Here is a 20,371-nt window from a genome sequence, read left to right as displayed (position 1 = left end):
CCGACTTATCCGTTCAGTGTTGTCCGCTCAGGGCTTGCGAAAGCGGCGATAGAGCGCCGGGACGAGGGAGAGCAATGCGAGCGCCAATATAGGCAGGATGACGCGCGGCTCGAATATCAATCCGAGGTTCGGCTCCTCGCCGCGCTCGAAGACCGCGCCGAGCCCGGCGCCGAGACTCGCGAAAACGAATGTGCCCGGAACGATGCCGATGAATGTCGCGCCCACGAACGTCGAAAGCCGGACGCCGAGAAAGGCGGGGGCCAGATTGACCAGCCAGAAGGGAAAGGCCGGGACCAGTCGCAGAAACAGAAGATAGCTGAAGGCATTGGCGCGGAAGCCTTCCTCCATGCGCGCGACGGCAGACCCCGCCTTGGCCCGCAGGAGATCGCCCAGCGCCGATTTCGCCGCGATGAAAAGAACCGTCGCCCCCGCCGTGGCCGCAACGACCGTCGCCGCGCCGCCCAGAACCGCACCGAAGAGAAAGCCGCCAGTGAGCGTCGCGACCAGCGCGCCGGGCAGCGAGAAGGCCACCATCAGCGCATAAAGGCCCATATAGACGACAATGGCCCAGAGCCGGTTCGCCTCGACCCATTGGGTCAGCGCCTGGCGGTTGTCGCGCAGCGTGTCGAGCGTTACATAGCGATGGAGCCCCAGAGCGAAGAACAAGCCGAAGCCCAGCGCGAGAATCGCCAGCGGCCAAAGCCTGCGGATCGAAAAACGCCTCGCCGCTTCGGGTGCCGACTGCTCTATGGTCATGAATAAGCCCTCCGGGTGAAACAAATAAGGAACAAACCCCTCATTTTCCCCGTTCCAGACCATACGCGAATTTCCGATACGCAAACCGGCCAAGGCCCCCACCTCACCCGATTGTGACCGGAGTTCAGCCGCGGTGAGGATGTCCCGTAGTTCATTGACTTGAGGCGGATTTATCGACTATACACCCCGCCAGACAGCCGTCAGGCGGCAACGCCGACGGCCTTTGTATTCTTGGCACCCATGAGTGCCGGCCGGGTGGCCCCGACAAGGGGGCAAAACTCGAGCAGATCCGCCGGAGAAGAGACGTGAAACGGACTTATCAACCGAGCGAACTCGTCCGCAAGCACCGCCACGGCTTCCGTGCGCGCATGGCGACGAAGGGTGGCCGCAAGGTTATCGCCGCCCGCCGCGCCCGTGGACGCAAGCGGCTTTCGGCCTGATCCGGCTATCCTTCCTCCGCGGATACACCGCGCGAACGGGCCCAATATCACAGGCCCACTGGACAGCCGCATGACCCGCCGCACCGACATCGCCAGATTGCGGAAGCGGCGCGACTTTCTCGCCGCAGCGGGAGGCCGCAAATGGGCGGCCATGAGTCTTGTCCTGCAGGCGCGCGAACGCGCCGATGAGGACGAGCCGCGGGTGGGCTTCACAGTCACAAAGAAAGTGGGCGGCGCCGTCGTCCGCAATCGCGCAAGGCGGCGCCTCAAGGCCGCTGCCAGCGAAATCCTTCCGCTTGCCGCAAAACAGGGCTACGACTACGTGCTGGTCGGCCGAGCGAGCACGCTGACGCGGGCATGGCCCGATCTCCTCGACGATTTGCGCGCCGCCATGACGAAAGTTCATGGGGCAAAACCTCACGGGTCGCAGCGCCCCGCGCGCGGCCGTCCCTCCCAACGAATTACCGAGGGCCAACCGAGCTCCGGGGGCAAGGAAGACACGTCTCATGGGTGATAATCGCAACTTCATCATCGCCATCCTCCTGTCGGTGCTGGTCTTTGTCGGCTGGCAGCATTTCGTGGTGACGCCGCGCATGGAGGCGGAGAAGGCCAAGCAGGCGCAAACGACAGCGCCCGCAGGCGCCGCCCAAAGCACAGCACAAGGCGGTGCGACGGCTCCGGCGGTTCAGGGCGGTGTGGCTTCCGTTCCCCCGACCGGCGCAACCATCACAGCCGCAAGCCTACCCCGCGAGGAAGCGCTGAAGCAGAGCCCCCGCGTCGAGATCGCCTCGGACCGCGTCGACGGCTCGATCTCGCTGAAGGGCGCGCGCATCGACGACCTCTCCCTGCGCGACTATCGAGAGACGGTCGAGAAGACGAGCCCCGAAATCGCGTTGCTCTCGCCCGCCCACACCGACAAGCCCTATTTCGCCGAGTTCGGCTATGTGGCCGCCCCGGGTGCCGCCGTGAAGCTTCCCACCAGCGATACGCTCTGGACGGTCGAGGCGGGTTCCACCCTCACACCGAAGACGCCGGTCACGCTCGCCTGGGACAATGGCGAAGGCCTCGTCTTCCACCGCACGATCTCGCTCGACGAGAATTTCCTCTTCACTGTCACCGACAGCGTCGAGAACAAGTCGGCAGCTTCCGTCTCGGTCTACCCTTATGGCCTCGTCTCGCGCACCGGCCAGCCCGAAGGCAAAGCCTTCTACATTCTGCATGAAGGCTTCATCGGCGAGTTCAAGGACAATGGCGAGACGGCGATCAAATACGCAGCGGCGATCAAGAATGGCCCGCAGACCGTTTCCGACACCGAAGGCTGGCTCGGCATCACCGACAAATATTGGGCTGCCGCCCTCGTCCCGCAGGCAGGCCGCCCCTTCGTCGCGAATTTCAGCGCGGAAGCCGCGCCCAATGCCGACCCGCAGCATGAACGCTTCCAGGCCGATTTCCGCTATGAGGCGCTCACCATCGCGCCGAATTCGAGCGCAACGGTCAACAACCGCCTCTTCGCCGGAGCCAAGGTCTCCAAGGTCATCAACCAGTACAAAGATCAGGGCATCTACCGCTTCAACCTGCTGATCGACTGGGGCTGGTTCTGGTTCCTGACGCAGCCGGTCTTCAAGGCGATCGACCTCATCGCGCGCGCCACGGGCAATTTCGGCATCGCGATCCTCATCGTCACCGTGCTCATCAAGGCCGCCTTCTTCCCGCTCGCCAATCGCTCCTATGAGTCGATGTCGAAGATGAAGAAGCTCCAGCCCGAGATGGAACGCATCAAGGAAGTCCATAAGGACGACAAGATGCGCCAGCAGCAGGAGATCATGGAGCTCTACAAGAAGGAAAAGGTGAACCCGATCGCCGGCTGTCTGCCGATGGTGATCCAGATTCCCGTCTTCTTCTCGCTCTACAAGGTTCTCTTCGTCACCATCGAAATGCGGCATGCGCCGTTCTTCGGCTGGATCCACGACCTCTCGGCGCCGGACCCGACGACGCTCTTCAACCTCTTCGGCCTCATTCCCTGGGCGCCGCCCGCCTTCCTGCTGATCGGCGCCTGGCCGCTCATCATGGGCTTCACCATGTTCGTGACCCAGCGCATGAACCCGGCGCCCGCCGACCCGGTGCAGCAGCAGATCTTCACCTGGATGCCGGTGATCTTCACCTTCATGCTGGCGAGCTTTCCGGCCGGTCTCGTGATCTACTGGGCCTGGAACAACACGCTGTCGGCTTTGCAGCAGGGTGTCATCATGCGCCGCCAGGGCGTGAAGATCGAAATCTTCAGCAATCTCGGCATCGACAAGCTCTTCGCGCGTCGTGGCGCTGATAGCGGAAAGTCGTGACACCATGACCGGCAAAGGGCCGAACACACCGGAAAGCCCGGAACCGGAAAGACCAGCACCGGAAAAATCAGCCCCGGACAAGGCAAGCCTTGAAGGCAAAGGGCTCATCGCCGGCGACATCGAAGCCGGACGCTGGCTCTTTGCCCAGCCCTGCGAATTCCTGCGCGGCGTGGTCGATCTCGACGGGCTGCCTCCCATGGGCGGCCCCGAAATCGCCTTTGCCGGCCGCTCCAATGTCGGCAAGTCGAGCCTCGTCAACGCGCTGACGGGCCGCTCGACACTGGCACGCACCTCGAACACGCCAGGCCGCACGCAGCAGCTCAACTTCTTCGCACTGGGCCAGCCAGGCAATCCGGCACTCATCCTCGTCGACCTGCCGGGCTATGGCTATGCGCGGGAGACGAAGGCGACGGTCGCCGCCTGGACGCGGCTCGTCATGGATTACCTGCGCGGCCGGACGTCGCTCCGCCGCGTGATCGTCCTCATCGACGCCCGCCACGGCTTGAAGGAGAACGACCACGAGACGATGAAGCTGCTCGACACGGCCGCTGTCTCCTATCAGGTCGTTCTCACCAAGATCGACAAATTGAAGCCGAGCGAGGTCGCCCCCCGGCTCGAAGAGGTGCGCGAGGGCATCCGCCGCCACGTCGCCGCCCATCCGACCGTCATCGCCACTTCGTCGGTCAAGGGCGAGGGCATTGCCGAGCTCCGGGCCGAAATTGCCGGATTGGCCGATCCGCAAGCCATCGGCTATAAAGCGCGGGAACAATAAAGCGGGGAGCGCGCGCTTCATGTCGTCGGACCACCACCACGGACATAACCCGGCCGATGAGGCACGGGATCTGGAACGGGCCAACGTGCTCTCCGAAGCGCTGCCCTACATGCAGCAATATGACAAGCGCACCATCGTCGTGAAATATGGCGGCCACGCGATGGGCGACGAGGCGCTCGGCCTTGAATTCGCGCGCGACATCGTGCTGCTCAAGCAATCCGGCATCGACCCGATCGTCGTTCATGGCGGCGGTCCGCAGATCGGCGCCATGCTGAACCGCCTCGGCATCAAGAGCGAGTTCTCCGGCGGGCTTCGCATCACCGACAAGGCGACAGTCGAAGTCGTCGAAATGGTGCTGGCGGGCTCCATCAACAAGAATCTCGTCTCGCTGCTCAACCGCGCGGGCGGCCAGGCGGTCGGCCTTTGCGGCAAGGACGGCAACCTCATCGTTGCCAGAAAGGTCGAGCAGAAGATCCACGACCCGGAATCGAATATCGAGAAGATCCTCGATCTCGGCTTCGTCGGCGAGCCGGCAAAGATCAATCCGGAAATCCTCAAGACGATCATCGCCTCCGACATCATTCCGGTGATCGCGCCGGTGGGCGTTGCGCCGAACGGTGACACCTACAACATCAATGCCGACACAGCAGCGGGCGCGATTGCAGGCGCCATGGGCGCGACACGCCTTTTGCTCCTCACCGATGTGCGCGGCGTGCTCGACAAGCAGGGCAACCTCATCGAGGAACTGACCGTCGACGAGGCGAAGGCCCTCATCAAGGACGGTACGATCTCGGGCGGCATGATTCCCAAGATCGAAACCTGCATCGACGCGGTCGAGGGCGGCGTCGAGGCGGTCGTCATCATCGACGGACGTGTGCGCCACTCGGTCCTGCTCGAACTCTTCACCGAGCATGGCGCAGGCACGCTGATCACGAAGAAAGCCTCGGCTTGAGCCGAAGGCGGCAACCTTCCTTCCTCTCACCTCCCCTCAGCGGGGAGGTGAGATTTCTTCTCGGCCTTTGCTTCCTTCTTTCCACGCTGATCCTTCTCCCCTCCCCCGCCCGCGCCGACTACAAGCTCTGCAACACGACGAGCTATGTACTGCAGGGCGCGGTCGGCATTCAGGGCAAAGGGCCGACACCGGAATCGCATTCGCAAGGCTGGGTTCGCATTCTTCCCGGCGATTGCGCGAGCGTTCTCGCAGGCCCCATCATCGACGCGAATTACTTCGTCTTCGCGCGGTCCATTGATGCCCATCAAGGTCCGACGAAATATTTTTCCGGCAACGAACGCTTCTGCACGCTGCCGAAAGACTTCCTGATCACGGGACGCGAGAGCTGCGCGCTCAGGAGCTATGAGTCGAACGACTTCATCCGCGTCGACACAAAAGCCGGCGACGACTGGACGACGACATTCGGCGAGCCGCGCAAATATTCGCTGGATGACGCGCGTATCGCAGGCGCGCAGCGTCTTCTCCACGACAATGGTTTCCGTATCGCGAAGATTGACGGCATTGCTACCAAGGCGACCACGCGCTCGGTCATGGCATTCCAGCGCGCCGGGGGAAACGAGCCCAATGGCGTGATCGACGATGCGCTCATCACCACGCTCATCGCTGGCGCCGAGGAAGAGCAGAAGCGCGCCGGCCTCGATCTCTGCAACAAGACAAATTACCTTGTCTGGGCCGCGATCGGACTGAGCGGGCCGGACGACGAGATGTCCAGCGGCTGGATTCGCATAGAACCCCGCCAATGCGCCAAGGCGATCAAGGGACGGCTCACTCAATCGAGCTACTACGTCTATGCGGAAGCAGCCGACGACAAGGGACAGACCGCGCGGCTGGACGGCCGTCCACTCGTCTGGTCGGGACGCGACACCTTCTGCACCAAGACGACGCGCTTCGAGATTACGGGCCGCGACGCCTGCACCGCGCGCGGCTTTGACGAAAGGCGCTTCATGCGTGTCGCAACGGGTGGAAAGCCGGTTTTCGCGGTAACGCTTAAGTAGACAGACGTTCCGGCACGCCGAGATAGCGCAGATGCCAAAGCATCTCGCTCTCATCCATCGGATAGTCGACGCCGCCACGCGGCAGGACGCGCGCATCGACCGGCACATTGGCGACGAAGATCTGAACGGCAAGCGCGGTTCGCATGGCAAGCCCTGCCCGCCAGCAAATCGCCGCGATGCCCTTGCCGCTTTTCACTTCGATCGCCCTTGCGACAGCCGGTTCGGGCGCGCCGCAGAGAAGCGACAGGGCAAGCGTCACCGCGCCCTTCTGCTTCAAGGAGGCTGCCTTTGTTACCTGATCGTCGCCAAGCGTTCCGGCCGCGAAGGCCTTCTTGATCGCGGCCGCCGCAGCGTCGGGCGTCGCATCCTCGACCTGGCGCTCCTCGATGCGCGACTGCGCGCGCGCCTTGAGCCAGGTTTGCGTTTCCGCGTCGAGCTGGTGATGACGTCCGATTTCGTCGACAAGCGCGCGGGAAACGAAAACCGCAATGCGCCGGATCGCGCGAAGCGACAGCGAGGGCCGCATGACAAGCGGCAAATGCCACGCCTCGATGGTCGCCGCCTCGCGGATTACCTTGTCGAGCGTTTCCTCGCGAATATCCGCTCGGGGATTGGCGAGGAGTTGCGCCACCGCCGGAATGTCGAGCGTGGCGACGATGGCATCGGCGACATAGCTGCTGACATTGCGACGGCGCGCGATCGATTCCAACGCACCATGAACCCGTGTCGTCGCAACGATCTCCACCAGATCCTCGTCGGAAAGGAGCGGCGAATATTCGAGCACCGGCCCGCAAACCATGATTTCCGCATCACGGGCAAGCCGGAGCGCAATGCGCTTGGGAATATGCGGGCAGGATTTTATTTCCTCCGCGACGATGCGGCGAACGCGGGCAAGCTCGTCCTGCGCGAGCTTTTCCAGAAGCACCAGCATGCGATCGCGCACCTGACGGCGCTCGCTCTCATCCATGTCGGGAACGATGCGGCTGATCTTGCGCGCAAGTTCCGAGCGCACTTCGCCATCGGCGTCGATCTGCAGAAGTTCGTCAGCCTGAATGGGCGTCGCATGATTGGCCGCGACCAGTGTGCGGATGGAGGCATCTTCATCGCCCGCGAGATAGTAGAGCGTCTCGGGCGGTGCGTCGGTTCGCGCGGCAAGCTCCCGCTTGATCTCCGAGGACTGGCTCTCGAGCGCCAGACGCGCATCCTCGTAGCGCAAATCCCGGGGGAGTTTGCGGCGGGAAAAGAACTGCTTCAGACGATCAAGGCGCATGGGGCACTCCGCTAGGGCAATCTTCCCCGTGGGGCGCTTAAAGGGGCGTTAAGAATTGCCGGCGCCTTGAAACGACTTGTCAGAAAGACGGCGAAGCGCCACATATGATCTGCTTCCGTTCCCCTTCGGGCCGAGCCTTATGAATTCGTCAACCAAAGCAGCCCTCCCCATGACTCCCGCAGCCGATTTCGAGCATGTGGAACATTGGGTCTTCGATCTCGACAACACGCTCTATCCGCCGGAATGCGACCTCTTCGCGCAGATCGATGTGAAGATGTGCGAGTTCATCATGCGGGCCCTCGACGTCGACGCCATCGAAGCGAAGCGGGTGCAGAAGGACTTCTATGTCGAACACGGGACGACGCTCGCGGGCCTCATGGCCGTTCACGAGATCGAACCCGCCCACTTCCTCGCCCATGTCCACGACATCGATGTGAGCGTCGTCGCCCCCGACGAGGCGCTCGGCCGCGCCATTGCAAGCCTTCCGGGGCGGAAGATCATTTTCACCAATGGATCGGTGACGCATGCGAAGAACGTCGTGGGCCGGCTCGGCATCGCGCATGTCTTCGACGGCATCCATGACATCGTCTCGACCGGCTACAAGCCGAAGCCGATGCGCGAAGCCTATGAGCGCTTCGTGCAGCAAAGCGGCATCGCGCCCGAACGCGCAGCCATGTTCGAGGATATTCCGCGCAATCTCGAAGTTCCGCATGACCTCGGCATGAAGACGGTCTGGGTCCGCCCCGCGGGCGAAGGCGGGACGGAACGCTACCAGCGGCTTTCGCATGAGGGCGGCGAGGCACCGCATGTCCACCATGCGACCGACGACCTCAGGACATTTCTGGAAAGCCTCGCTCGCTGACGCTCAGACGCCGAAGCTGACGAAGCCTTCGGGGTTGATCGCCCAAGCGGGGTTCCAGGCGATTTCCCAGGCGTGGTCGTCTGGATCGGCGACGTAGCCGGAAAAGCCCCCATGCAGCGGCGCGATTGGCGCCTTGAGCAGGCGACCTCCGGCACGGGTCAGCGTATCCATCAGCCGTTGCACGTCCTCCCGCATCGCGACGTTATGCGCAAGCGCGAAGGCGCCGGGACGAACGAGCACCCGCCCCATGTCGGCCTCGAGCGAGGCCTGCACCCAAGTGCCGAGCACGAAGCCGTTCATCTGATAGAAGACGATCTCCTCGTTTTCAAAGACCGGCGTCCAGCCGAAGCCTTCAACATAGAAACGCCGCGAGCGCGCGAGATCGGCGATGCCGAGCGTGATGACAGAAATCTGTTGTTGCATGGACCACGTACCTTTGCTGCGTCCGTGCGGTATCGCACGAGCTTCAAGGTCGCGGGACTTGGCGTGAACGCCAGACAGAGCCCCCTCGCGGGGACGACCGGGCTAACCACACCGGTCCGCCTTTTTCGACCGTGGAAGATTAGAAGTGCAAAGGGGAGGGAATCAAGCCTAGCGGCGTCCGAACAACCGCTCGATATCGGTGAGCTTCAGTTCGACATAGGTCGGGCGGCCGTGATTGCACTGGCCGGAATGGGGCGTCGCCTCCATCTCGCGCAGCAGGGCGTTCATTTCCTCGGCGGTGAGACGACGACCGGAGCGCACGGAACCGTGGCAGGCGATGGTGCCGCAAACGTCTTCGAGCTTTTCCTTGAGCGATAGCGCTTCATCCATCTCCGAGAGATCGTCGGCGAGGTCGCGCACGAGACCGCCCACGTCGAGCTTGCCGAAAATGGCCGGCACCTCGCGCACGACAACGGCGCCGGAGCCGAAGCCCTCAAGCACAAATCCAAGCTCCGCCAATTCTCCCGCGCGTGCGGCGAGCCTTTCGGCTTCGGCCTCGTCGAGCTCCACGACTTCAGGGATCAACAGAATCTGTCGCGTAACGCCGCGTTCCGCCATCGCCTTTTTCATGCGCTCATAGACGAGGCGTTCATGCGCGGCATGCTGGTCGACGATGACGATGCCGTCCGCCGTCTGTGCCACGATATAGGTTTCATGCAACTGCCCTCGCGCGACGCCGAGGGGAAGGTTTTCCGCCGGCGGCGGCGCATCGGTCGCGGCTTCCGTGACGACACGCGCGGCCTGCCCGCCGAGATCGGCAAAGGCACCCTGCCATTTCGGCGCAGTCTCGGCGACGCCCGGCGTCTGCATCGGCGCATAGCTGCGCGTAAAGCCGCCGCTTGAGAATGCAGGCTGCGCGACAGGCCGCAGCGCGCCAAGCGCGGCATCGGCAACAGTCGTCGAAGCACGGTGGCCGGCCTCGTGCAGCGCATGACGCAACGCACCGACGATGAGGCCGCGCACCAGCCCGGCGTCGCGGAAGCGCACTTCGGATTTCGCCGGATGAACGTTCACGTCAACCTCGCGCGGATCGAGGTCGACGAAAAGCGCGACGGCAGGGTGGCGATCGCGGGCGAGATAATCCGCATAGGCACCGCGCACCGCGCCGATGACGAGCTTGTCGCGCACCGGCCGGCCATTGACGAAGAGGAACTGCATCTGCGCGGTGCCGCGATTATAGGTCGGCAAGCCGGCAAAACCCGTGAGCGCGATGCCCTCGCGCATGGCTTCGATGGCGAGTGCGTTTTCCGCGAAGTCGCGGCCCATGATCGCGCCAAGGCGACCGAGGCGGCCCACCTCGCCCGGCATTTCGGCTTCGAGGCGGAGAATGTTTCGGGCTTCGCTCGTCAGCGAAAATGCAACTTCCGGATGCGCCATGGCGAGGCGTTTCACGATATCGGTGACTGCCAGCGTTTCGGCGCGCTCGCCCTTCAGAAACTTCAGGCGCGCGGGCGTGGCAAAGAAGAGGTCGCGCACTTCGATGCGCGTACCCATAGGCCCCGCCGCGGGCTCGACCGGCGACACATGCCCGCCTTCGACCGTAACGCGATGCGCGGCGTCGCTGCCCACGACTCGGCTCAGGATCGAGAGACGCGCCACCGCACCGATCGACGGCAAGGCTTCGCCGCGAAAGCCGAGGGTCGCAATGTCGAGAAGATCCTCGCGACCCGTCTCGTCCACCCGGAGCTTGGAGGTCGCATGGCGCTCAATGGCGAGCGCCAGATCTTCCGGCGACATGCCGCAGCCATCATCGGTGATGCGGATGAGATCGCGGCCGCCGCCCGAGATGATGATGTCGATATGGCGCGCGCCCGCGTCGAGCGCGTTTTCGATGAGTTCTTTCACCGCACTCGCAGGCCGCTCCACCACTTCGCCGGCGGCGATGCGGTTGATCGTTCCCTCGCTGAGACGATGAATGACGCCCATGGAGTTATTTCATCTCCGCCAGATATTTCTTCGCAAGGATCTTGCCTTCCTCGACGGCGGGCTGGTCGAAGGGATCGATGCCGAGCATCTTGCCGGCGATGATCGTCTCCAGCATGAAATGCATGAGGAGCGCGCCGAGCGTGCGCTCGCAAAGCGTCTTCATCTTGAAGGTGCGGACCGGGCGTCCGTTCCGGATCAGCGTATCGACGGTGGCGCGCGCCTCGGCATCGACGAGATCGCCGATGTGGTGGCCCGCAAGCGACGCGAAGGCGGGTTCATTGGCGAAGCCTTCCGCAACCTCCAGCCCCTCGCCCGCCGTTTCGGTCAGGAAAACCGAATACATCTTGTCCTTCGGCCCGCCGAGATAAAGCTGCAACTGGCTGTGCTGATCGACCGGCCCGATGGCGCGCACCGGCGTTGTGCCGTGACCGCTCTTGCCCAGGCTTTCGGCCCAAAGCTGCGCGTGCCAGGCGAGGAAACGTTCCAGCCGGTCGGCATAGGCCATGAAAACCGAGAGGTTCGCGCCCTTTTCGCGCTGCAGCGCCAGCGACAGCGCCGCGCCGATGGCAGGCGCGACTTCAGCGGCGGGCTTGCCTGCAAGGATAGGCGCGAGCACCTCGCCCGCGCCCGCGCGAACGGCTTCGATGTCGAGGCCGAGAATATGCGCCGGAAGCAGGCCCACATTGGTCAGCACGGAATAGCGGCCACCGACGCCGGTGTCGTGCTCAAGCGTCGCGAAGCCGTATTTTTCGGCAAGCGCGCGCAGTGGGTTGGCCTTGCCCGCCTGCGCTGGCTCAGTGAGCACCACGAAATGATGCTTCATGTATTTACCGCCACCGGCCTTCTCGATGGCGGTCATTGCGGCGAGCGTCTGGATCGAGGTTTCGACCGTGCCGCCAGACTTCGAGACGACGAGAAAGCGCGTGGTCCTGAGATCGCATGACGAGATCGCGGCCTGCATGGTCCGCGCGTCGAGATTATCGAGGAAGAAGATGCGCGGGCCCTTCTGCACATGGCCCTGCGTGCCCCAACTGGTCAACTGCGCAAGAGCCTGCGCGCCGAGCGACGAGCCGCCCGTGCCAAGCACAAAGAGATCGGTCGTGTTGTCGAGGAGCTTCGCCGCCGCAGCGCGCAAGGGCTCCAGATCGTCCTTGCGCTCCGGCAGGTGCAGCAGGGCGAGCGACTTCTTTTCGTAGGCTTCGCGAAGCCAGGCGAGCGCCCCTTCGGCTTCCTTCAGCGCCGCTTCATAGGCCGTGCGGGAAAGACCGCCCTGACCGATCTTTTCTTCCAGGCAGGCGTCAACATTCTGTTCGTAAGGCAGGCTCGTCTGAGACATGGCTTGCTCGTTGGTTCCACAGCAGATGGCCCCGGTTCATCCGAGAATCGGTCCGGGCACTCCCCTCGGGTTTTACTGATTCAACAATAACCCTTGGGCAGCAGCATCAACAGGGATCGTGACCATTTCGAGGCAGTTTGCTCTACTGCGACGCGCCGGGCGCCCCTTCGGTCGGCCGGCCCGTGGGTTCGGGCATGGGACGGAGCTTCGTCCCCTCAGGGAGCTTTTCCGACATGTTGGGTTCGCCGACGATCGAAACGATGAGTTCGTTGCCCGCCAGAAGCCGCTTGGCGACGCGAGCAATATCCTCCTTCGTCACCGCCTCGATCATGGCGTTGCGGCGGTCCACATAGTCGATGCCGAGATTCTCGGTCTGGATGCCGATCAGTTCGCCCGCGATCTTGCGGTTGGAATTGAAGCGCAGCGGATAGGAGCCGGTCAGGTAGGTCTTGGCGTCGGCTAGTTCCTTGTCCGTGACCCCGCCAGCCGCCATGCGCGCAAGCTCCTTGCGGATCAGCGAAAGCGAAAGCCCGACGCTCGCATTCTTGGTGCCGAGTTCACCCATCATCATCGCGCCATGGCGCAGCGGCACAAGATAGCTCGACACCGAATAGGCGAGCCCTCTCTTCTCGCGCACCTCTTCCATGAGCCGCGAGGAAAAGCTGCCGCCGCCGAGCACGTAATTCATGACGAAGGCAGGAACGAAATCCGGGTCGGCGCGCTTCAACCCCTGACGTCCGAAAATGACGACGCTTTGCGGGAAGGGACGCTTCTCGATGACGGTCTTCGTTTTGGCCGCCACCTTCACTTCGGGAATCTTCGGCAGCCGCGCATGTGCGGGCAACGCGCCGAATGTCCTGTCGAGCAGGGGGGCAAGTTCGGCGGGCGTGATCGGGCCGACGACCGCGATCTTCATATTGTCGCGGGCAAGCACATTGCGCTTGAAGGCATGGAGATCGGCAACGGTCAGGCCGGCAAGCGATTTCAGCGTGCCGTCGCTCGGGCGCGCATAGGGGTGACTGCCATAAGCGGCCTTGTACCAGTCCTGCGCGGCGATCCAGCCCGGATCCTCCATGTTCCGCGCGATGATGGTCGCGATCTGGGCCCGAATGCGCTCGACTGCATCCGGGTCGAAGCGGGGCTTGGTGACCGCAAGGCCGAACAGCGCGAAAGCCTCGTCGCGCTTGTCGGCCAGCGTCTTGAAGCTCGCCTCGAAATAATCCCGATCCTCGGAAAAACCCATGACGGCGCCGGTGGCCGCGAGCTTCTTCTGGAAGGTCTCGGAATCGAGGTCGCCCGCACCTTCGTCGAAGAGACCGGAGGCCAGATTGGCAATGCCCTCCTTGCCCTTGGGATCGCTGGCGGAGCCGCCCTCCCAGGAGACATGCATGACGATGACGGGCACCGCCGATTCCTCGACGAGCCAGGCCTCAATGCCGCCGGGGCTCACCACGCGCTCGATCTTCATCGCCTCTGCGGGCGCGGCCATGAGGGAGAAGGCCGCAAGCGCGGCGCAGAATGAAAGAAGGCGCCGGCGCATCATGGCTTTTCCTCCGGCAGAAGCTCGCCCGTGACCGTGTTCGATTTATCGAAGACCTTGTGCGCTGCGGCGAGAACGTCATCGGCGGTAACAGCCCGAATGTAATCGGGCCATTCAAAAACCTCGCGGGCGGATACGCCCGTCATCAGCGCGCTGCCATAGGCATAGGCGAGCGTCTGCTGCGTATCGCGCGCATAAATGTCGCTGGCGACGAGCTGTGTCTTTGCGCGGTCGAGTTCGTCGGCAGCAACGCCGTCCTTCAGGAGGCGCGCGACTTCAACGGCGATTGCCTTTTCCGCATCGGCGAGATTTCCACCGAGGCGCGGCAGCGCATAGATGCCGAAATCGCCCGCATCAAGATTGTCGCCGTCATACCAGGACTGAACGGAGCTCGCGACCTTCTCGCGCACGACGAGGGCCTGATAGAGGCGGCTCGTCGTGCCGCCACCGAGAATTTCGGCAAGCACGTCGAGCGCAGCCGCTTCGCGCGGACCGGCGCCTGCCTGAGAGGGCGCGGGATAGAAGCGAAGCCAGGTCGGCTCCTGCACGCGCGGGTCGTGCAGCGTGACGCGCTCGGGCGCCTTCGGCCATTCGACGGCGGGGCGCTTACGAACATAGGTCGGGGCGCGATCGGGGATGGAGCCGTAATACTTCTCGGCAAGCGGCTTCAGTTCCGCGCCGGTGATGTCGCCAGCAACGATCAGGATCGCATTGTTGGGCGTATAGAACCGGCGATAAAAATCGAGCGCGTCGGCTGTCGAGAGCTTCTCGACCTCCGACTTCACGCCGATCACGTCGCGGCCATAGGGGTGCTTGCCGTAGAGCTTCGCATTCATTGCGGATTGCAGCAGCGCCACCGGTTCGTTTTCGAGCCGCATACGGAGTTCTTCGAGAACGACATCGCGCTCGGGCAGAACTTCCTTGTCAGTGAGGCGCAGGCCGGTCATGCGGTCCGCTTCCATCGACATGACGAGGGGAAGGCGGTCCTTCGCGATCGCCTGGTAATAGGCGGTGAAGTCGTAATTGGTGAAGGCGTTGTCCTGACCGCCATTGCGGGCGATCGTCTTGGAAAATTCGCCGGGCGCGATCTTCTCCGTACCCTTGAACATCAGATGTTCGAGGAAATGCGCCAACCCCGTCTTGCCCGGCGTCTCGTCGGCCGCGCCAACGCGGTACCAGACCATGTGGGTGACGACGGGGGCGCGATGATCCGGGATAACGAGGACGCCCATACCATTGGCAAGGCGGAACATCTCGGGCGCCCGCGGATCTTGAGCGACCGGGCGCGGATCGGACCCGGGCTCCGCCCCTTGCGCCGAAGCGGCCGGGCTCGACGGTAGCGTCGCCTGCGGCGCGGCATCGGCTGCGGAAACGAGGAAAACAGCCAGAAGAGCCGTGGCTGTCAGATGACGAAGGCGGAATTCATGGGAAAGAAGCAAGCACTCGCTCCACTGCCGGAGGGGCGGGACGGAGAAGGCCCGCTCTATGGGAGCGAGCCTTCGTTCAACTTCTTTGCGATGGGTCTATCAGAAGATCGACGACCAGAGGCCGCTGAAGAACCCGGGCTTCTCCGGCGCCCTGGAGGGCGTATCGCCCTCTGTGACCGGCTTGCCCTGGGCTTCGTTCTGTTCGACGCGCTTCTTTTCGGCGGCCGCGTCGACCAGACGCTCATCCGGCGGCGTCTTCTGCTGCCAGAAGAGGATGTCGTCGGTGAGCTTCGCGTCCTTTTCAACCAGCGTCCGCGTTTCGTTGTTCACGACCGCGCGGATGTTGGGATCGGCCTCTGCTGCGCCCGTCTCGGCAAGCAGCGCCTGCTCGCCGGAACTGGTGGCGCCCGATGCGGCAGCGGCTTCCTCGCCGGTCAGCGCGGCCTGAGCCCTCGCCGACGGCTGCATATTGGCTTCCTGCGGCCGGGGTGCGCCGGGCTGCGGAGGACGGAGCGAGAACTCCGGCGGGATGACGAGCGGCGCCTTGGTGACGACCGAGAATTCGTCCGGGGCATCCTTGGAATAGCCGAGCGCATCCTTGATGCCGCCGCCGCCGCAACCAGCGAGCGCCAGAGACAGGGCGCCAAGCATACCCAGGCTAAAAATCCGCCTGCTCTTCAGCATTACCGTCATGTCCTTCAGCTTTGGGCCTTGTGCCGCTGGCCCTACCGGGCGTCTCAGGCACGCTCGTCCTTGCGCGCCTAGCCCTGGTCACTCTGTTCGGAGTTAACCGGTCCGAACACACCCGGAAGTGCGGATTCCAGCAGGATCAGGCCGACGCCCATCACGATCCAGATATCCGCTACATTGAAGATATACCAGTAAAAGCCGAAGGCGTGAAAACTAAAAAAGTCAGCCACCGCGCCATAGACGAAGCGGTCGAGGACATTCCCCAGCGCGCCGCCGATGACGAGGCCGATCGCCACCGCGGTAATCCTCAACTGCGCTTTCGCTAACCATAATCCCAGCCCTCCGACGACGAGCAGGGCGAAAAGAATGAGCGCGATGCGACCGATTGTCGTTTCGGCCTGGAAGAGGCCGTAGCTCACGCCCTTGTTCCAGGCCATGACGAGGTCGAAGAACGAGGTCACCTGATAGCGACCCCGATCGGCCATGTCGAAGACATTGAGCATCCACCATTTGTGGAAGCGGTCCGAGGCAAAGCCGAGCACGGCGACAAGCGCGCCCAGCCCCGAAAGGGGGCCCCAGACCGGCCTTCCTGCAATGGAGAGCGCCATGGCTTATCCTTTTTGGCGGGCGTCGAATTCCTGAACGGCGGCGGCGTCGCGCGGGGTCAGGTCCGGGAAACCCGGTACGGAGCCCACTTCGGGAAGGATCTTCCAGGAACGCGCGCATTTCTTGCCCTGCGCGAGCTGCGGCACGACGGCGACCCCCGGCACATCCTCCAGCCTGAACGCATCGGCGGGGCCTTCTCCGTCGATGAGCTGCGCCTGCGAGGTGATCGCGATTTCGGCGAGATCGAGGCCTTCCATCGCGGCCAGCAGCTCGGCGTTCGTGACATAGACGTCGGGTGCCGCTTCGAGGCTGGCGCCGATGCGCTTCTCGCGGCGCTCGACTTCCAGCGCGCCGGTAACGACGCGGCGGAGTTCGCGCACCATATTCCACTTTTCCCAAAGTTCACCATTGTGGAACTCGGGGCACGCTTCAGGGAACAGCCTCAGATGGACGGAGTCGTCGTCAGCTGGGAACCTGGTAAGCCAGACCTCTTCAGTCGTGAATGGCAGAATAGGCGCTAACCAGGTTGTCAGATGGGTGAAGAGAATATCCAAAACGGTGCGACAGGATCGACGCCGGATAGAGGACAGTGGGTCGCAATAGAGCGCGTCCTTGCGGATATCGAAGTAGAAAGCCGAGAGATCGACCGTCATGAAGTTCAACACGCGGTGTAAGACGCGCTTGAAATCATAATCATCGTAGGCCATCTCAACTTCGCCTTTGATGTCCTCCAACGCGTGCAAAATATAACGCTCGAGTTCCGGCATGTCCGCGAGCGGTACACGCTCCGCATCGCTGAAACCGGTGAGGCTGCCCAGCATGTAACGGAACGTGTTGCGCAGCTTGCGATAGGCCTCGACGTTCGACTTGATGATTTCCGGCCCGATGCGCTGGTCTTCCCAGTAGTCGGTGGACGCAACCCAGAGACGCAGAATGTCGGCGCCGTTCTGTTTGATGATCGCCTCTGGCTCGATCGCGTTGCCGAGCGACTTCGACATCTTGAGGCCCTTGTCGGTCAGCGTCATGCCATGCGTCAGCACCTGTTTGTAGGGCGCATGGCCGCGCGTGGCGCAGGACTCCAGCAGGGAGGAATGGAACCAGCCGCGATGCTGGTCCGAGCCCTCAAGATAGAGATCGGCGGGCGAACGCAAATCGGCGCGCTCTTCAAGAACGAAGGCATGCGTGCAGCCTGAATCGAACCAGACGTCGAGAATGTCGGAGACCTTTTCGAAATCATCCGGATTGTAGGCCTGCCCCAGGAAATAGCTCGCGGGCTTGTCGAACCAGGCATCGGCACCTTCGGCCCTCACGGCTTCGACGATGCGATTGTTGACCGCTTCGTCGCGCAGGATCGCGCCGTCATTCTTGCCGACGAACAGCGTCAGCGGCACGCCCCAGGCGCGCTGGCGGGAGACGACCCAGTCCGGGCGGCCTTCGACCATCGAATAGATGCGGTTGCGGCCCGCGGCGGGCACGAAGCGCGTCTTGTCGATTTCGGCGAGCGCGATTTTCCGCAGGTCATTCACCTCCATGGAGATAAACCATTGCGGCGTGTTGCGAAAAATGAGCGGTGCCTTGGAGCGCCATGAATGCGGATAGGAGTGGGTGAGCTTGCCCTGCGAGAGCAGCCTGCCCGCCTTCTGCAACTCCTCGATGACGGCGGCGTTGGCCGTTCCTTCCTTGCCCTGACGGGTCAGCACGAATTTGCCCGCGAAGAGCGGCACGTGATCGTAATAGACCCCTTCGGCATTCACCGTGTCGGGAATGCCCTTCTGGCCGAAATTCGACATCCAGAGTTCGTAGTCGTCCTGACCGTGGCCGGGCGCGATATGAACGAAGCCAGTACCGGTTTCATCGGTGACAAAGTCGCCAGCGAGCAGCGGCACGTCGAACTCATAGCCCTGTCCGGCGAAAGGATGCGCGGTCGTCGCAATCGTCGACGGATCAACGGCGAGCTTGCGCTCCCATGCGGAGACTTTCGCCGCCTTGAACACTTCATCGGCGAGACCGTCGGCGAGCACGAGGAGATCGCCGACCTGCGCGCCGCTGTTTTCCTCAACCGCTTCGACGCGATAAAGTCCGTATCCGATTGTTTTCGAGAAGGCGATGGCGCGATTGCCCGGGATGGTCCAGGGCGTTGTCGTCCAGATGACAACCGACGCACCGTCGAGCTCCGCCGGGCCCTTGCGAACAGGGAACTTCACGAAGATCGTGCGCGACACGTGGTCGTGATATTCGACTTCCGCCTCCGCGAGCGCCGTCTTTTCGACGATGGACCACATGACGGGCTTCGAGCCGCGATAGAGGCCGCCGCCTTCGCGGGCGAATTTCAGGAATTCGTTGACGATTGTCGCTTCCGCGCCGAAGGCCATGGTGGTGTAGGGATTGTCCCAATCGCCAATGACGCCGAGACGCTTGAACTGGGCCTTCTGCACCTCGATCCAGTGGGCGGCGAAGTCGCGGCATTCGCGGCGGAACTCGGAAGAGGGAACCTCATCCTTGTTCTTGCCCTTGGCGCGGTACTTCTCCTCGATCTGCCATTCGATGGGCAGGCCGTGGCAGTCCCAGCCGGGAACGTAATTGGCGTCGCGGCCCATCATCTGCTGCGAGCGGACGATGATGTCCTTCAGCGTCTTGTTGAGCGCATGGCCGATATGGATGTTGCCATTCGCATAGGGCGGGCCGTCATGCAGGATGAAGGGCTCGCGGCCCCTGGCTTCGAGGCGCAGGCGGCTGTAGAGGTCCATCTTCTCCCAGCGGGCGAGCCATTCGGGCTCGCGCTGCGGAAGGCCTGCCTTCATCGGGAAGGGCGTTTCGGGAAGGAAGATCGTCTCGCGGTAATCGCGGGCGGGCGTCTCGTTATCGGTCTTGCTGTCGCTGGCCATCAGGGTCTCGAGCAGTTCGGGGTTTGCGTCATGGGTTCTCGTCCCGGCCCGAGGCGCTGGATCGGGCCCCGTGGGACCCTCAGCGGCAGGCCGGGCCGCTAATTCGCGCAGACCCTGCTATATGGCTCAAATGACGCATTTTCATGGGCCGCTTTCTAGCAGCGGTATCCCTAACAGTCCAGTAAAGGGCACTTATCCCCGGCAGGGAGCCGAGGGGTTAGGCTCGGGGAGGATTGGTTTTGGAGGATCGGGCGATGGGTTTTCGGGTTCTTTTGCTTTTTGTGGGGCTGATGGCGCTCGCCCTGCCCCTGCCGGCCGGCGCGGGACCCCGGCTCGATGCCATCCGGGCGTCCCGCGAGCTTCGGATCGGGCTCACCGGGGATTACCGGCCCTTTTCGACCCTTGAGGGCGGCGAGTTCTCGGGGCTCGACGTCGATCTCGGGCGCTCGCTCGCGGCTTCGCTGAAGGTAAAGCCCCGCTTCGTCAAAACGAGCTGGCCGACGCTTTCGGCGGACCTCGATGCGGGCAAGTTCGACATCGCCATGGGCGGCGTCTCGGTGACGCCCGCGCGGGCGAAGATCGGCCTCTTTTCGGCACCTGTCCTCAGCGACGGGAAAACGCCCGTCACCCGCTGCTCGCTGGTGGAGCGCTTCCAGACGCTCAAACAGATCGACCAGCCCGGCGTCCGCCTCATCGTCAATCCGGGCGGGACCAACGAGAAATTCGCCCGCGCCCACATCCATCGCGCGACGGTGATCCTCCACAAGGACAACGGCACGATCTTCGACGAGATCGTGGCGGGCCGCGCGGACCTGATGATTACCGACGCCGTGGAAGCGCGGGTGCAGGCGAAGCTCCAGCCGACGCTTTGCGCCGTGCATCCCGACCGTCCCTTCGACCATGCGGAGAAGGCTTACCTCCTGCCGAAGGATGAGGAGTTGAAGCGTGCCGTGGACAGCTGGCTTGCAGAGGCGAAGCGCTCGGGCGAATTCGCGCGAGGGTGGAAGAAGTGGGTGGAGTGAGGCGTCGGCC

18 protein-coding genes are annotated in these 20,371 nt (G+C 63.3%); 8 read left to right on the top strand and 10 right to left on the bottom strand.

Annotation, left to right across the window (positions count from 1 at the left end; genetic code table 11):
• Positions 1–27: 27 nt before the first annotated feature.
• Positions 28–756, bottom strand: a complete 729-nt coding sequence (locus F2P47_RS01855) for a TVP38/TMEM64 family protein (protein WP_246176695.1) — start codon at positions 754–756, stop codon at positions 28–30.
• 305 nt (positions 757–1,061) lie between these two features.
• On the opposite strand from F2P47_RS01855, the gene rpmH reads away from it, so the two are divergent.
• The 6 genes from rpmH to F2P47_RS01825 all read left to right on the top strand — a co-directional run bounded on the left by rpmH (position 1,062) and on the right by F2P47_RS01825 (position 6,314).
• Positions 1,062–1,196, top strand: a complete 135-nt coding sequence (gene rpmH, locus F2P47_RS01850) for a 50S ribosomal protein L34 (protein WP_152214444.1) — start codon at positions 1,062–1,064, stop codon at positions 1,194–1,196.
• 70 nt (positions 1,197–1,266) lie between these two features.
• Entirely contained in the window at positions 1,267–1,710 is a 444-nt protein-coding gene (gene rnpA, locus F2P47_RS01845; protein WP_152214443.1) for a ribonuclease P protein component, read from the top strand.
• Positions 1,703–3,535, top strand: coding sequence for a membrane protein insertase YidC (gene yidC / locus F2P47_RS01840; protein WP_152214442.1), 1,833 nt, complete (start codon positions 1,703–1,705; stop codon positions 3,533–3,535). The genes rnpA and yidC overlap by 8 nt, the downstream gene beginning before the upstream one ends.
• A 4-nt stretch (positions 3,536–3,539) precedes the next feature.
• Complete coding sequence (gene yihA, locus F2P47_RS01835; RefSeq protein ID WP_152214441.1) at positions 3,540–4,307, top strand: ribosome biogenesis GTP-binding protein YihA/YsxC; 768 nt, start codon at positions 3,540–3,542, stop codon at positions 4,305–4,307.
• A 19-nt stretch (positions 4,308–4,326) separates the two neighbouring features.
• Positions 4,327–5,259 carry an acetylglutamate kinase gene (argB, locus tag F2P47_RS01830; protein ID WP_152214440.1) on the top strand — a complete coding sequence of 311 codons (933 nt, stop codon included), beginning with the start codon at positions 4,327–4,329 and terminating at the stop codon, positions 5,257–5,259.
• A 47-nt stretch (positions 5,260–5,306) separates the two neighbouring features.
• Positions 5,307–6,314, top strand: coding sequence for a DUF1036 domain-containing protein (locus F2P47_RS01825; RefSeq protein WP_152214439.1), 1,008 nt, complete (start codon positions 5,307–5,309; stop codon positions 6,312–6,314).
• Here F2P47_RS01825 and F2P47_RS01820 read toward each other — a convergent pair.
• Positions 6,307–7,584, bottom strand: coding sequence for a DUF2336 domain-containing protein (locus tag F2P47_RS01820; protein ID WP_152214438.1), 1,278 nt, complete (start codon positions 7,582–7,584; stop codon positions 6,307–6,309). The genes F2P47_RS01825 and F2P47_RS01820 overlap by 8 nt on opposite strands.
• A gap of 169 nt (positions 7,585–7,753) precedes the next feature.
• On the opposite strand from F2P47_RS01820, the gene F2P47_RS01815 reads away from it, so the two are divergent.
• On the top strand, positions 7,754–8,446 hold the full coding sequence (locus F2P47_RS01815; RefSeq protein WP_246176694.1) for a pyrimidine 5'-nucleotidase: 693 nt from the start codon (positions 7,754–7,756) through the stop codon (positions 8,444–8,446).
• Between the two features lie 3 nt (positions 8,447–8,449).
• Here the strand turns inward: F2P47_RS01815 and F2P47_RS01810 are convergent, their stop codons facing one another.
• From F2P47_RS01810 to ileS, 8 genes are all read right to left on the bottom strand, one after another.
• Positions 8,450–8,869: a VOC family protein gene (locus F2P47_RS01810; RefSeq protein ID WP_152214436.1), complete on the bottom strand. Its 420-nt coding sequence runs from the start codon at positions 8,867–8,869 to the stop codon at positions 8,450–8,452.
• A 168-nt stretch (positions 8,870–9,037) separates the two neighbouring features.
• Positions 9,038–10,855, bottom strand: a complete 1,818-nt coding sequence (mutL, locus tag F2P47_RS01805; protein WP_152214435.1) for a DNA mismatch repair endonuclease MutL — start codon at positions 10,853–10,855, stop codon at positions 9,038–9,040.
• Between the two features lie 4 nt (positions 10,856–10,859).
• The gene (locus F2P47_RS01800; RefSeq protein ID WP_152214434.1) at positions 10,860–12,191 is read right to left on the bottom strand and encodes a glucose-6-phosphate isomerase; all 1,332 of its coding nucleotides are present in this window, start codon (positions 12,189–12,191) and stop codon (positions 10,860–10,862) included.
• A 142-nt stretch (positions 12,192–12,333) separates the two neighbouring features.
• A complete protein-coding gene (locus F2P47_RS01795) occupies positions 12,334–13,734 on the bottom strand; it encodes a M16 family metallopeptidase (protein ID WP_152214433.1) in 1,401 nt (466 codons plus the stop codon).
• Positions 13,731–15,170 carry a M16 family metallopeptidase gene (locus tag F2P47_RS01790; RefSeq protein ID WP_246176693.1) on the bottom strand — a complete coding sequence of 480 codons (1,440 nt, stop codon included), beginning with the start codon at positions 15,168–15,170 and terminating at the stop codon, positions 13,731–13,733. The genes F2P47_RS01795 and F2P47_RS01790 overlap by 4 nt, the downstream gene beginning before the upstream one ends.
• Positions 15,171–15,257: 87 nt before the next feature.
• A complete protein-coding gene (locus tag F2P47_RS01785; RefSeq protein ID WP_152214432.1) occupies positions 15,258–15,842 on the bottom strand; it encodes a DUF3035 domain-containing protein in 585 nt (194 codons plus the stop codon).
• A 77-nt stretch (positions 15,843–15,919) separates the two neighbouring features.
• Entirely contained in the window at positions 15,920–16,456 is a 537-nt protein-coding gene (lspA, locus tag F2P47_RS01780) for a signal peptidase II (protein ID WP_152214431.1), read from the bottom strand.
• Between the two features lie 3 nt (positions 16,457–16,459).
• Entirely contained in the window at positions 16,460–19,339 is a 2,880-nt protein-coding gene (ileS, locus tag F2P47_RS01775; protein ID WP_152214430.1) for an isoleucine--tRNA ligase, read from the bottom strand.
• A 254-nt stretch (positions 19,340–19,593) separates the two neighbouring features.
• On the opposite strand from ileS, the gene F2P47_RS01770 reads away from it, so the two are divergent.
• Positions 19,594–20,361 (top strand): transporter substrate-binding domain-containing protein, encoded by a 768-nt coding sequence (locus F2P47_RS01770; RefSeq protein ID WP_152214429.1) that lies wholly within the window; start codon positions 19,594–19,596, stop codon positions 20,359–20,361.
• The last annotated feature ends 10 nt before the right edge of the window (positions 20,362–20,371 follow it).

It is taken from the genome of Parvibaculum sedimenti (assembly GCF_009184905.1).
GTDB classification, from domain to species: domain Bacteria; phylum Pseudomonadota; class Alphaproteobacteria; order Parvibaculales; family Parvibaculaceae; genus Parvibaculum; species Parvibaculum sedimenti.
This window is presented reverse-complemented; position numbering and strand designations above follow the sequence as displayed.